This is a genomic window from Mycolicibacterium austroafricanum (assembly GCF_902705885.1).
Taxonomy (GTDB): domain Bacteria; phylum Actinomycetota; class Actinomycetes; order Mycobacteriales; family Mycobacteriaceae; genus Mycobacterium; species Mycobacterium vanbaalenii_A.
In genome coordinates, this window is the sequence record NZ_CACSIP010000007.1 from 23,012 (window position 1) to 35,528 (window position 12,517).

A 12,517-nucleotide genomic window follows, 5' to 3' on the forward strand; every position below is an offset into this window, starting at 1 on the left:
CATGGACATCACGACCCCTTTCCGCTGGCCACCTTCGCCGGCAACACCACATCGACAGGAGAGCCATCGTGCGTTCGCCAGGTCGCAGTCATGCTGTCAGCGTTCACTTCCAAGATGCTGGAGATCTGCCCTGACAAGGCCGAAAGCCACGGTCCCTCCATTTGTCGCACGTTGAGGACAGCGTGCAGATCCAAGCTCCGCCCTTGCCGCAGCAAACGATTCAACATGGAGACCGTCTCCTCGGACTCCGCTCGTGCCACATAGCCTTCGCGCGTTAGAACTGGCGGGAAGCCGTCAATCAGGTGATCGTCAATGTCGACAACCACCACTACCGCAGGGACGTTCTCGCCCAGGTCGCGCTGCTCACCGGCGCGCGGTCTGTGCAATTCAGCGAAATCCCTTGCCCCAGCCTGCAATAACGTACGCGCTCGCTCTTCGATCAGGTGGTTGACCTGTCCAACTTCCCCCTGTGTGGTCAGCACCTCAACCCCACGCCGAGGAGGCCGTGCGGCCAGCGACTCGACCATCAGCTCGACTGCCCTGCAACGACCGAACCGCGACGCACCGATCACCGCCACGTGCGGACCGTCCCCCCCGGCAGCCATCTCCTCGATACCAACCCAGCAAGGACGACCAGCGGCCTTGCCGATCACGACCTGGAGGGCGCTGTCAGCGTGAGTGACGGCACGCAGAGCCACCGGATACGGCGTACCCGGGAACCGTCGTTGATGGTCGCGCGCTGCGCGTTTGCGTGCATTCGATGACGCCATGAAATCACGAATCCCTTCAAAGACACGTGTGCGTAGCTGCCCACATCAACCGACGCACGATCTTTGTCGGGAGCGCGTGACCCGGTGAGTCTGGTCCCCGGAAAGTAGTTCGGTTCGGTGGCAATTCCGATGTGGGCGGAACTGCGACGCGACCGGGGGAGTCCGCCTTCGCGCAATGGCGTTGCCTGCCAAGATACCTCATCGACTGCCTAATCTGGCGCTATGCGGTGGAGCCGTCGAGGGCCTGCTCCAGTTCGTCGGCGTAGTCGGTGATTTTGTCGCGCTCCGCGCCCAGCGCCCGCATCACGGCGCGGGCTTCCGCGCTCTTGAGGACTTCGGGCATCCGTGTCACCACGGCTCCCAACTGCTCGGCAGCGTTGCGCAGCCGGTATGAGCGCATCCGCGGGTCGGTCTCTAGCGGGAATACGAGGCTGTGGACCGGGTCCACCTCGAACTCGACGGGCGTCTCTTCGTTATGCCGAGGGTCATCACTACCGGCGATGATGCGTGCATAGGTGTGATCTAGGACAATCAGCCGCCGCATCTCGGACTCCATCCGCGCGACGAGGATCAGCAAGGTTCTCGGAATCTGCACATAGACGTCACTGACGGCATTTTCAGGTGAAAAGCCATACGCCCGAACCGTTTCGGCCGCCTCTCGCACCTCAGCGATCAGGTATCGCACACCAGCGACGTCACACCGAATGACATTCCCACCCTCGCGATCTCGGCGGATCTGCTCCACTGTCTCGCGACTCCATCCCTGAAAGCGTCCACCGACGACAGCATCCGGGGCAACAAAACGGCCCGCCCTGATCTCCGAGTTGAGTGCATCCCTGCTAATCCCCAGCTCATCAGCTACTTGCGTGCTGCTCAAATAATTCTTCATGGGCCAAGTATAGAGCTAAACACATTTGTGCGCCACAATTGTGCGACTACGTTGTAGTGTGTCCTCCACTCGGAGTGGTCGTTGCCGACAACCGAGCCCGAGACCTCGGTAAACGACAAATCTGCATCAGATCAAATGAGAAAGCCATGCTGTCCCCAGGCGTAGCGAGAAGGCCCCCGGGCAGATGGGCGACCGGGCATGCATGTCCGCCATGCCGACAGCTCGCGCCGCCCCCGCGGACGTTGCGTCACTGTGACGTTTTGGCCCAGTTTCAGTGCGTGCGGTAGGCGTGTGCGCGATGCTCGATCCGGCCGACGTAAAGCGTGTGGTCGTCGGGGAGTAGACGAAACGTCACCCGGTAGCTTCCTCGCCGCGCTACACGCCAGCCTTCCAGTTCGAACCGCAAGGGCTTGGACATGAGGTACGGATCTGTGGGCAACGTGGCGGTGATGAACTCGGCCATCGCTGCGGACACCTTGTGTGGCAGGCGGTCTAACGCGCGCATCGCGCCCGGCGACAGCTGAACCAACCATGGCTGTGGTTCGCTCACCGCAACCCGTACCGTTGCCGCAGGTCCGCACCTGACACGGCGTTGCCGGCCGCATAGTCGGCATCGGCTTGTCGAAGTTCCTCGACCAGTCCAGGTGTGCGCAGCGCGTGCAAGGTTTCATTCAGTGACTCCAGGTCGTCGGCAGACATGATCACGGCCGCGACCCGTCCGTGACGCGTGATCTGGATGATCTCGTGCGTCGTGTCGGCTTCCTCTACGAGCGCCGACAGCTTGTCTTTGGCTTCACTCAGCGGTACATTCCTCATGCGTCGAGTATAGCCAGGTTTCTGGCCTGTGACTAGCCTGATATTTGGCCGATAACTTAGATTATGTCAACCTGGCCAGATAGCCGCATGTCCGACTGGCGTGTTCCCGTTGTGTCCGTTCTCGTTGAACTTGGCGGTTATCGCAATCGAGTTGGCGGTTGACGAATTGCGGCCGGCGTCCCGATTAAGCTCTGCGGCGCTGCCTACTTATTGCGGGTCAGCCCATCACGCTCATGCGAGCAGAACACACACGGCTGGCCGTCTTCACTGCCGTACTCGACGAACCTGGCCACCTCACCGACGAGCGCACGCGCCGTCTCCGTGTCCAATTCCGCTCCCTGCGAGCTCACCGGACTCAACGACCCGATACTCGCAATAAGCGGCACAACAGATTTCGGATCACCGGTCACATCAGCTGCGGCCCGATTGCCGACGAACACCGTGAACAGATCGTGCTCCGGGAAGCCGACGTTGAACCTCAACACCCACCACACATCACCGACCTCGGCGGCGAACGGAAAGAAGCGATACCCCGTTCGCACCCACAGTGGGGCCATAGTCCAATCAATACCGACACCGCCACCTCTCATACCGTGAACCCTAGAACAGCACCTCTTCCTGCGACGCGGCGTGCTGGGCATCTGACTACGCTTTCCACCGCAGTCGAGTGAAGCCGCCCTCGTCACCGAACCGCCAGATCTACTGAACGGCGGTATAGGCGAAACGTCTCCGTCGAACTGGCGAACGCCAGGTATTCGCCGTCAGTTCCACTGAGACCGCGGCCTTCGGCATGGGCAGCAGCCGTCTCGGTTGCGCTGTCGGTGGGTAGTGTCATGATCGCGTACGTGGTGACCCTGTCTTCGTCAGTGCTACGACCCTCCTTCTGGCTGGTCGCAGGCTTAGCCTGGTCGGGCGATGCACTGAGCGGAGCTCCATCGGCTATCGCCATCGCCCCAGACGCTTTGCAAGTCCAACTGCTCAGGACGCCGACACGCCAGGTCTTGGACCTCGCGCGCTACTTCGCGAGCCACAGCCAATACCGCGTTGTATTCCTCGCCGAGCTGACTCGCTGGCTCGACCACTTTGGACGCACGTGGTCTTCGGATGGAATCGACTTCGACCAGGCTCTCTACGACATCACCGAAGTGCTACCCGGGCTCTACTTAGGACTTGATCATCGCTCGTACTGCATTGTCTGCGACGCCTCCCGCCAAGGCATGGTCATCCATTACCCCGAGAGCCGAGAACAGCTCACAGAAGCCGACCGCAACACAACCCGACTCGGGCTTACTCAAACAATCACCGAGAGCTGGCCAGCCTACATCCAATCCATCCAGGGCGACTAACGCCGACACGCGGGCTCGATCCGCCATCTCAGATGAGACGGCGACCCAGGTATGCGCCTCAGGCGAGCTGGCGTACCTGCATCAGGCCGCCAGGTCTGTTCAGAACAGACAGCCGCCGCCGATCCAGCGATGTCAGACCTCGGTGGCGTCAACATGGCACCGCGCCAATGGTTTTAGCGAGTTCTCACTCCCCTACCCGGTGCCAGACCGGCCAAGTTGACCGGCTGTGGTTGGCGGGTGGCACAGCGTCCAGGGCATAGACCTCAACGCAGCGGCGTTAACTGGGGTGGGTGAAGGAAACGAACCCGAGACCCGAGATATGTACTACACAACTACACGGTTGTGTAGTACACTACTGGGTATGGCCATCGAGTTCACCGAGAGTGCCCGACGTCACGGATTCACCATTGCCGACGCCGTTCACGCGATGAGCAATCCTCGTTACTACGAGGCCGAGTTTGATGACCCGAGACTGGGCGGCGTTAAGCCGGACCTCTGGATCGGGCCGAGCTTGCAGCCTACGTCGCCGCTGATTGAAGTCATGGCAGAGGTCATCCCGCCGTCAACCGTGAGGATCTTTCATGTCATGGCTGTTCGCGTGAAGTTCCTCGACCGACTCGATCAAAAGGAGGGCGACCGATGAACATCGACCAGGACCGATACAACAAGCTTGCGGATTGGGCCGAAAGTGCCGACCGCGGCATTCATCCCGAGCGCGGCGAAACGGGCACTGAGGCAACGCGATCAAGCCGTGAACTGATCCGCCGGGCCGGTGGTCGGCCCAGCGTTGACCCCGCCTCCGAACCGGGAGCAGTCTCGCCACGCCGGCAAGTTCGGCTGCCCCGTGCGCTTAGCGAGCGTGTCGACCAGCTAGCCGACCGCGAGAACCGAAGCGCCAGCGATCTCATGCGCGAGGCCATCGCCCAATACGTCGCTACGCACGATGAGCAGCGAGCCGGAGACGAGAAAGGCGGGAAACTCGTGAAAGACCCCGACGTTAGGGCGACGGTCGAGCGTGCACTTGAGGCGGGCCAGCGGCGCGAGGACATCGACATGGTTGTGCGGGCTCGGTACACCTACGAGTGGGGCGGCGGGGATGCGTTGCACCTGGAGCTGGCGGATGAAGTCGAGCGACTGCGCACCCTCGTCGGCAAGCCATAGTCCGCGAAACGTACCAAGAGGAAGAGAGCGATAGGTGAGTGAGGACAAGAACAATGAGGACCGAATCGAGTTTGAGATGAGCACGACCTCCACCAACAGAAACACGCTCGTCCCCGATGTAGAGGGCGTGCTCGACGCGCAGCTCGCCGCCATCTGTGTTGCTCTCAACCAGCGGCCATCCGTGGAGCCACGTTTGACCGCAATAGCCGCAGCCTCGCAATACCGCGAAAAGCTGCGTAAAGCGATGGCGCGCCAGGCGGACGAAGACAGGGAGACCGAGAAGACACAAGGCGCGGCGCCGATGCCTCCGATGCCTCAGGTTCCGTGTTCGGGCGACGACCCCGCTCAGCCCGCAATAGAATACGGAGAGAACGGAATTCGTGCATGACTGGATCCGGCTTCGACAGTGGGCGGTGTGAATCTGCATCGGAGAGGTTGCCACAGCAGCAGGGGCGGTTGCGCTTCGGCTATTCCGACCTGGTTGCAGAGCAAGGAGATTCGTCAAACATGAGACTTGAACGCCCGAGCCCATGGCCTCGGGCGCAGCGACTCGGTGCACCGGCGAAGTGGGCCATTCTTGCCCTCGCCGTGTTTGTGGTGGCGCTCGGCGGCGTAGTCGCTGTTCAGAGGATCACGACCACGACATCGCCTCCTAGCCCGTCGCTGCCGGCCCAGTTCGCTGAGTGGATGTCGGCGAATACTAGAAGCGACATCCAGATCAGCAGAGTCTCCTGCCTAGACCCCGCCGCTGGCGGAGCGCTCGTCACATGTCAGTTCACCGCGACGGTCGACTCTCCCGGCGGGACGTCCACCTATTTTCACGACTTCAAATGCCCAGCCACTCTCGACCTCGCAGGCAAGGTCACGCACGTGGAATGCCCGACCGACAGTGCGTGGATGTTCTCGGAGACCACTGCTGTACCCGCAGTATGAACCGGCTTGGAATCCCCCCGGCTTTAGCCGTGGGGAGGACCCCTGGGAAATCTGAAAGGCGGAACGCGTTGCCGGACAAACAGGCTTGGCTAGATGAACGCGCGGCGGTCCTGATTGCCCGCATCAGTGATCGTGGCATGGTGCTCTCCCACGAGGCGGCCTGCACGCTCCTTGCTGAGCGCCACGCCACCGTGGCCAGCCAGCTAGGTATCAGCGAACGGTCCGCACAGCCTCTACTCGATCACGCCGCCCTCGATGCTCTCGCCGACGAAATCGTCGCCTCATTCACCGATGAGGAACCGGGCGAGAATCTCTTCGCCCTTGCCCGGACGGTGCACATCAGCGTGTCGGTGTTCGGACGCTTGATCAGCGGCCTGGCCGAGACGTTGCTGTTCTACCAGAGCACGACGGCAACCACCGCCGCAGAACGAGCCGCGCGCCAACGCGAGACGGCGCAACTGCTGTCCATCGCAGGCATGATTCAAGCCGAGCACACCCAAGGTCCCATCGCCGCTCCCCCGGCGCTGCTTGCCCGCATAGCGCGGACGTTGACCACCGCAGCCGATCTGACCGACAACGACGCATTAACCCAGGCGCTGCGCCGCGATGCCACCCGAGCACGGACCGCGGCCACCGCGGCACGTCCCTCGCATTGAGTAGCGCTTTAAGTACAGAGCCCGGCAGTTCCTGCCGTTGCCTTTTGTTGAGCGAATGTGAGTGTGCTCGTTCATTAGGCAGCCTCGCCTTGCGGTGAGGCGGTCCCCGTCTGGTCCACCGGGTGGTGGTGCGGGGTTGACGTTTCATCGCCCGCTGCGTCGCCCGCTGGTGCGGGTTCGGTCTCACGCGTGGCTCCACGTCCTGCCACCGGGCCACTCCCGGCGGGACTCTGTTCACCCTGATGTGTGGGTACGCCGAGTCGGGCGAGGTTGGTCGCGGCACCCAGATCGCGATCGATCCGCATACCGCAGTCGTCACATTCGAAGACTCGATCGGCCAGGGTGAGGTTTGACTTTCGCCTCCCACAGGCCGTGCACGTCTTCGATGACGGGTAGAACCGATCGGCCTCCACTAGATGGCTGCCGTACCAACGTGTCTTGTATCCGAGCATGCGCCGGATCTCGGCCAGGGCGGCATCAGCCAAGGCGCGGTTGAGCCCGCGCTTGCGAGCCCCGCCCTTGGCGCGCATGCCCGCGGCGTTCAGAGTTTCGACCACCACCACCTGGTGCTGCTGAGCCAGTGCAGTGGTGGCCTTGTGCAGGACATCGCGACGCACGGCCGCGGCGTGGACGTGTGTGCGGCCGATCCGGGCCTGGGTGCGCCGCCACCGCTTCGACGGCACCTGCTTGGTCTTGGTCGCCGGATCGTAGGGGCCGTGCTGGCGGGCGGCGCGGCGCTGCAGCGCCCGCAACCGGCCCTGCGCAGCGGTCAGCGACTTCGGCGCAGCAACGCGATCGATCTCGGTCCCCCCGGGGGTCGCCACGACGAGCAGGCTGTCGGCTTTCACCCCGACATCGACACCCACAATCGGATGGATTGACCGCCGCGCGTGCGCGGGCCGGGCCTTGACCGCGACGATGACCTGCAGAGCGCAGTACCAGCGTCCGGCACTGTCTTGGCGCACGGTGGCCGACAAGATCCGCGCCGTCCCGGCCTCTATCCGGCGGGCCAGTTTGCGCGTCGATTCATGGCTGCGGACCGCGCCGAGTCGCGGCAACGTGATGTGGCGACGATCGGCCTCGCACCGGATGACACCGGTGGTGAACCGCACCGAGCGCGGGGCGCGGGCCGTTTTGAACCGCGGAAAACCGGCTGCGCGGCCGGCCCGCTCACCTTTTCGGGACTTCGACCACGCGTCCAGACCGCGGGCCAACCCATCCAGGCCGGTGTTGTAGGCCTCCTTGGAGTTCTCGGCCCACCATGGCGCGCACGACGGTTTGCGCTGATTCCACACCTTGCGCAACGCCGGCAACGACCACCCCAACACCGAGGTCAACCGATCCTCAGGGACGCCGTAGCTGCGTTCGGCGACCCGCTGATCCATCACTGCCTTCACCAACGCCAACATGTGATTGTGGGCAAACCGCGCAGCACCAGCATGAGAAGCCAACGCCCGCAACTGTGTCGGTGTCGGATCCAGTGCGTACCGGTCGGCCTGCGCGGTCCAACCCTCGGGTATCTCGAACTTAGCCACCACCAACCACCCCGACAGGCTCAGTCTGTTTGGTGGCCGTCACCGCCCGCATCGCACGGTTGCGCGCCCCCCGGCGTCCGTACAGGCGCGCGCACATTGAGGTCAGCACCTCAATCATGTCGCGCACCAAATCATCGACGGTCTCGCCTTGGTCGGCGACGATGATCGTGCGGCCCTGCGCAGACAACGCGGCTTCGAGATACTCAACCCCGAAGCGCGCGAGCCGATCACGGTGTTCCACGACCACCACTGAAGCAGACGGGTCTGACAGGATCCTACGCAACTTGGGCCGCTTGCCGTTCAGACCGGACCCGACCTCGGTCACGACCTCACCGACCACATACCCGTGCGACGTAGCCCAATCAGTCAGCCGTGCAACCTGGCGGTCCAGATCGGCCCGCTGATCATGCGACGACACCCGCGCATACACCACAGTCCGGCCAGCCACCCGGCTGGCCGGAGCATCGACCCAGATCGTCCCCGACTCCAACCGGCGAGCAGGCACCGGCATCCGACCCTCACGAAACCACCGATACGCCGTCTGCGGATGCACACCACTCGCACGCGCCCACTCAGCCAACTTCACACACTCACTAAAACACACATTCGATCACGAATACTCACATTCTCACGAACAGTTCAGTACCCCTAAACTTCGCGATCAAACGACACCGAATCTCATTCCTGCACGTAAACCTGCGGCGGCGAGTCTTCTGCGTTGAAGCCAGGCCACCACCGCTACTTCCACGTTGCCCCCCCGTAGTTCCTGGTTCCTGGTACCTGGCTCAAAGGTGCGAATCGCTGGCTGCCCATGTTTCGTTTCGTTACGTTCCGTTTCGTCTTTCGTTATGTGCTATTCGGTGACGAAAGTGATAAGATGGCGGTATGACTGATGCGAACGCAGCCGCGGCGACGGCCGTTGACCGCTGTCACTACCCCGGTTGCTCTCGTCCTCGCCGCCCAGACCCGGCCACTGGCCGTCCTTCTCGCTACTGCGAGCGGGCCGACGACAGTGGCGGGCCGGTTCACAACCGCGCGAACGCATGGAAGGCACGCCGCACGCAGGCCCCTTCGGGCGAAGCGCGACACACTGAAACCGAGCAAGCCGATGCACCGGTCTCGATGGCGCGGGCGACCCTTGAACAACGTCTTGCCGAGTTCCCTCAGAGGGTGTCTGAGATCCGCCAATATCTCGATGACGTGCTGGTCGGGATTCGCGCGGCCGGCGATGTCGAAGCCGCCGGGGCCGAGGTCGAGGACGCCCACCGTGACGCCCTTGCCAAAGTCACCGAAGCCGAGCGCCGTGCCACCACTGCCGAGCGCACCGCGCGGGCCGCCGACGAGCGAGCAGCGCAGGCACACCAGGAACGCGAGGAAGCCGACGCGCTCGCCGAAGACGCTCTCACCGAGGTTGAGCGACTCCGCAACGCTACCGAGGCTGAAATGGCCGAACTGCGCTCGCAGACCGACTCAGCTGTCGCAGCGGCAGAAGCCAGCCTTGCCGATGCTCGCGCTCGGTTCGGCGAGCAACTCGCAGAACGGGACCGCCACGTCGAGACCGCCCGCGAGGCAGCCAAAGCCGCACAAATCGAGGCCAGCGCAGCCCAAGCAGCACTGGCCGCGGCGAATGAATCGGCCGAGCGTGAACGGCAGACCGCGGCGCAGTTGCGCGGCCAACTCGACCAAGCTCGAACGGATTCCGAGGAAAAGCAGTCCACCCTGCGCAGCCAGATCGACACTGCGCGCGAGGAAGTCCGCGCGGCCACGGCAGACGCTGCGGCGCTACGCGTCGAACTCGCTACAGCTCAGGCACGCGCCGAGTCGGCAGAACGAGCCGCAGACACCGAGCGCGCCACAGTGTCCACCCTTACCGCCGAACTTGATCGTGTCCGCGTCGAGCAACGATCCGAACGTGAACGCTTGCAGACTGCCCACGCTGAGCAGCTCGCACTCGTACAGCGCAGCGCAGATGACAGAGTGCAAGCCCTCACCGACGCGCTCACCCTCGCGCGGCAAGCGACCGGAACCGCCAGCAGCGATGGCCCCGCCAGCCCCGAGAAGAAGGCACCCCGGGAACGTCCTGCGAGCAAGAAGACGCCCGCCCCGCAGGCCCCGCGCGAGTAGCTACCGGCACTGCTCCCCTGCCGAAGGAAGGCGCGTGAGAAACAGCACATGATCCCGAATCAGCTGCCCAGCGTGTGGCTCGGTGAGGCCCGTGCGAACCTGCATGCCTCGGTGAGGGCAATGGCTCAACCGCGACTGCGGATCGTCCACGCCCGTAGGGCCTGGACTTTCGCCATGTACGTCATGGTGAATGAGGCCGACGATGCCCAACCCTCTGAACTCGACGCTGCCACCGTCTTTGCCGACGAAGCTGTCGGCCACATCACCGCCGCGCACGCCGAACTCGACGGCCCACATCCCTCAGGCGTGCGCAACTAACCCTCTTCTCCTCGGCCCCGAGAACGCCGGCGAGCTGCGGCAAGTGCGCGGTCGCGGACCCATGCCGATACGGCCTGTCCGTCGGCTTCGGCTGCGGAGTCGATGATTTCGCGCTCTTCCTCGGTGAACCGGACCGGCACGGCAGCGCTTCGGCGTTGCCCCGCCTTCAAAGGCGGTCTTCCGGGAGACGGCATACGTCGATGATAATCGACTACACAATCCCTATCCGCCGACTTCATTAATCGACTACACTAAAAGCCATGAACGCAGCCGACCAAGACGACCGTGCCGTGGGTCGACTCACCGTGACTGACCTCGCCGGTGTGGTCTATTCGTCGGGCAGAGTGTTCGACGGACTGTCCACCGGCCGGCTGGACACTGAGAACTTCCTGCGGACCGGCAGCCTTGACGGCGTGGCATCGCGCGCTGACCTGGCACTCCTGGAAGATCTACGCGATGCGGCCCAGTTCGTCATCGACCACGCCGCGCATCGAATCGACGCCGGATTCGTGCAGGCCATTAACGCCACCCTCACCCGCAGCGCAGCCCTGCATCCAGGACGGTTACGAACCCAGGAACAGGCCATCGGTGTCACTACGTCCTACGGTCGCCACGCCCCCGACGCGCTCACCGAAGATCAGCTCCAAGTCTTGCTGGACAACGCGACCCGCAGCCCCGACGCCGAAGAAAACGCACTGGACTTGTTCGTGAACCTCGCTAAAGCGCAGCCGTTCGAGGACGGTAACAAACGCACGGCCGTGTTTGTCGCCAACAGCCTGCTCATCGGCGCCGATGCCGGTGTCTTGCTCACGATCCCGGTCGATGACAACGACCCAGGTGTAGCGAGAGCATTCAACGACCTCCTGGCCAGGGCCTACCTCTACAACGAACACGAGGCAGTGAAAACACTGCTACGCCGCGGTGGGCTCACCCAGATCAGCAGGTAACCCCGCACAACGGTTCCTGCGCCATGCCTGGTACCGACACCGCGACTCAATACCCAACGGATACAAGGAGACAGAGTGACATGGGAGCTGACGGAGCTACGTCACTGTGGACGTTCGAAATTGAAGGTCCAGGATACCCAGGCGGGTACTACACCCCGGCCGAGGAATGGGTGAAAGCCGAGTCCGCCGCCCGGTGGCTCGCGCTGGCACTTCACGACTTTGGCGCCATTGCAGGTGACCGCGAGAATGAAACCAAGCAACGCGCGCGTGAGTTTGCACCGCTGATCGAGCAGGTGACGACTACGCATTCATGGGTTGAGGGCGGCCACACGATAACGGTAATCAGAATGGATTCCTCAGCAAGCGACCCCAGCCGCATGGGAACGATGGCAGTCCGTCGGCGGATTCGTCAACGACAACGAGATCTGGCCAGCTCGGGAGGCGGCCCCGACGACACCGCTACCGTTCATCCGTAACACCTCGCAGCAGAGCAGAAGGGACAAAGTCACATGGACAATCAGAGCAGCAAACAACCGCACGTCGCCGGTGAAGTATTCGAGGCGCGGTCGCCTGTGGGGGCCGAGGCGGTGCGGGCGGCGTTGGCGGGTTCGTCGGTGTCTGAGTCGTATCAGAAGGCTGGGGTTACGTTGCCTCCTGCGGGGACTCCGGTGACGGAGCCGATCCCGCCGACGAAGTTGCAGGCCGGTGATGTCGGTATGTGGAAGGACCACCAGGTGATGGCCTTGGGCAACGGCAAGGTGCTGGTCTCAGGTCAGGAACAGCCGTTGGAGAGCGTCAGCTCAGGGCCTGACTTCCTGGGCTGGTTCGACCCCACCGCAACACAGAGGGGTGCCGACAATGGCTAGCAATCCGGTCACGCGTGGGCTGGATCAAGCGGAACGCTGGACGCAGCGTTGGATGTTTACCCGCATCGGAACGCTATTTCTCCTCGCGATGTGCACGGCATGGGCGATAGCGTTTGTAGGCACGCACAAGGGCGCCTGGAGCCCAGTGGTCATGAT

General features: G+C 63.2%; 18 protein-coding genes. 10 read left to right on the forward strand and 8 right to left on the reverse strand.

What is annotated here, in order from left to right:
• Positions 1–8 precede the first annotated feature (8 nt).
• The 5 genes from BEMPMBAN_RS06185 to BEMPMBAN_RS06205 form a co-directional block, all read right to left on the reverse strand.
• Positions 9–770: a hypothetical protein gene (locus BEMPMBAN_RS06185; RefSeq protein WP_133056250.1), complete on the reverse strand. Its 762-nt coding sequence runs from the start codon at positions 768–770 to the stop codon at positions 9–11.
• A gap of 220 nt (positions 771–990) precedes the next feature.
• Complete coding sequence (locus BEMPMBAN_RS06190) at positions 991–1,659, reverse strand: hypothetical protein (protein WP_133056251.1); 669 nt, start codon at positions 1,657–1,659, stop codon at positions 991–993.
• 271 nt (positions 1,660–1,930) lie between these two features.
• Positions 1,931–2,209 (reverse strand): type II toxin-antitoxin system RelE family toxin, encoded by a 279-nt coding sequence (locus BEMPMBAN_RS06195; protein ID WP_039584124.1) that lies wholly within the window; start codon positions 2,207–2,209, stop codon positions 1,931–1,933.
• Positions 2,206–2,475: a type II toxin-antitoxin system Phd/YefM family antitoxin gene (locus tag BEMPMBAN_RS06200; RefSeq protein WP_039584126.1), complete on the reverse strand. Its 270-nt coding sequence runs from the start codon at positions 2,473–2,475 to the stop codon at positions 2,206–2,208. The genes BEMPMBAN_RS06195 and BEMPMBAN_RS06200 overlap by 4 nt, the downstream gene beginning before the upstream one ends.
• A gap of 203 nt (positions 2,476–2,678) precedes the next feature.
• Positions 2,679–3,032 (reverse strand): hypothetical protein, encoded by a 354-nt coding sequence (locus BEMPMBAN_RS06205; RefSeq protein ID WP_036376747.1) that lies wholly within the window; start codon positions 3,030–3,032, stop codon positions 2,679–2,681.
• 276 nt (positions 3,033–3,308) lie between these two features.
• On the opposite strand from BEMPMBAN_RS06205, the gene BEMPMBAN_RS06210 reads away from it, so the two are divergent.
• The 5 genes from BEMPMBAN_RS06210 to BEMPMBAN_RS06230 all read left to right on the forward strand — a co-directional run bounded on the left by BEMPMBAN_RS06210 (position 3,309) and on the right by BEMPMBAN_RS06230 (position 6,571).
• Complete coding sequence (locus tag BEMPMBAN_RS06210) at positions 3,309–3,821, forward strand: hypothetical protein (protein WP_083129144.1); 513 nt, start codon at positions 3,309–3,311, stop codon at positions 3,819–3,821.
• A gap of 361 nt (positions 3,822–4,182) precedes the next feature.
• Positions 4,183–4,464 (forward strand): hypothetical protein, encoded by a 282-nt coding sequence (locus BEMPMBAN_RS06215; RefSeq protein ID WP_068920352.1) that lies wholly within the window; start codon positions 4,183–4,185, stop codon positions 4,462–4,464.
• On the forward strand, positions 4,461–4,982 hold the full coding sequence (locus BEMPMBAN_RS06220) for a CopG family ribbon-helix-helix protein (RefSeq protein ID WP_112558591.1): 522 nt from the start codon (positions 4,461–4,463) through the stop codon (positions 4,980–4,982). The genes BEMPMBAN_RS06215 and BEMPMBAN_RS06220 overlap by 4 nt, the downstream gene beginning before the upstream one ends.
• Positions 4,983–5,016: 34 nt before the next feature.
• A complete protein-coding gene (locus BEMPMBAN_RS06225) occupies positions 5,017–5,370 on the forward strand; it encodes a hypothetical protein (RefSeq protein ID WP_083129147.1) in 354 nt (117 codons plus the stop codon).
• Positions 5,371–6,052: 682 nt separating this feature from the next.
• Positions 6,053–6,571, forward strand: a complete 519-nt coding sequence (locus BEMPMBAN_RS06230) for a hypothetical protein (RefSeq protein WP_070354495.1) — start codon at positions 6,053–6,055, stop codon at positions 6,569–6,571.
• Positions 6,572–6,645: 74 nt separating this feature from the next.
• Here the strand turns inward: BEMPMBAN_RS06230 and tnpB are convergent, their stop codons facing one another.
• Positions 6,646–8,106, reverse strand: coding sequence for an IS607 family element RNA-guided endonuclease TnpB (gene tnpB / locus BEMPMBAN_RS06235; RefSeq protein ID WP_112558607.1), 1,461 nt, complete (start codon positions 8,104–8,106; stop codon positions 6,646–6,648).
• The gene (locus BEMPMBAN_RS06240) at positions 8,099–8,692 is read right to left on the reverse strand and encodes an IS607 family transposase (protein ID WP_083129149.1); all 594 of its coding nucleotides are present in this window, start codon (positions 8,690–8,692) and stop codon (positions 8,099–8,101) included. The genes tnpB and BEMPMBAN_RS06240 overlap by 8 nt, the downstream gene beginning before the upstream one ends.
• Before the next feature lie 584 nt (positions 8,693–9,276).
• Here BEMPMBAN_RS06240 and BEMPMBAN_RS06245 point away from each other — a divergent pair.
• Together BEMPMBAN_RS06245 and BEMPMBAN_RS06250 are read left to right on the forward strand one after the other, a co-directional pair.
• The gene (locus tag BEMPMBAN_RS06245) at positions 9,277–10,230 is read left to right on the forward strand and encodes a coiled-coil domain-containing protein (protein WP_200845888.1); all 954 of its coding nucleotides are present in this window, start codon (positions 9,277–9,279) and stop codon (positions 10,228–10,230) included.
• Between the two features lie 48 nt (positions 10,231–10,278).
• Complete coding sequence (locus tag BEMPMBAN_RS06250) at positions 10,279–10,548, forward strand: hypothetical protein (RefSeq protein WP_083129150.1); 270 nt, start codon at positions 10,279–10,281, stop codon at positions 10,546–10,548.
• Here BEMPMBAN_RS06250 and BEMPMBAN_RS33105 read toward each other — a convergent pair.
• Positions 10,545–10,787, reverse strand: a complete 243-nt coding sequence (locus BEMPMBAN_RS33105) for a plasmid mobilization protein (RefSeq protein ID WP_107529119.1) — start codon at positions 10,785–10,787, stop codon at positions 10,545–10,547. The two genes, BEMPMBAN_RS06250 and BEMPMBAN_RS33105, sit on opposite strands and share 4 nt — an antisense overlap.
• A 21-nt stretch (positions 10,788–10,808) precedes the next feature.
• Here BEMPMBAN_RS33105 and BEMPMBAN_RS06260 point away from each other — a divergent pair, with 21 nt between their 5' ends.
• The 3 genes from BEMPMBAN_RS06260 to BEMPMBAN_RS06270 all read left to right on the forward strand — a co-directional run bounded on the left by BEMPMBAN_RS06260 (position 10,809) and on the right by BEMPMBAN_RS06270 (position 12,361).
• On the forward strand, positions 10,809–11,495 hold the full coding sequence (locus BEMPMBAN_RS06260) for a Fic family protein (RefSeq protein ID WP_070354493.1): 687 nt from the start codon (positions 10,809–10,811) through the stop codon (positions 11,493–11,495).
• An 80-nt stretch (positions 11,496–11,575) separates the two neighbouring features.
• A complete protein-coding gene (locus BEMPMBAN_RS06265; protein WP_133056253.1) occupies positions 11,576–11,971 on the forward strand; it encodes a hypothetical protein in 396 nt (131 codons plus the stop codon).
• Positions 11,972–12,004: 33 nt separating this feature from the next.
• Positions 12,005–12,361: a hypothetical protein gene (locus BEMPMBAN_RS06270; RefSeq protein WP_068920347.1), complete on the forward strand. Its 357-nt coding sequence runs from the start codon at positions 12,005–12,007 to the stop codon at positions 12,359–12,361.
• The last annotated feature ends 156 nt before the right edge of the window (positions 12,362–12,517 follow it).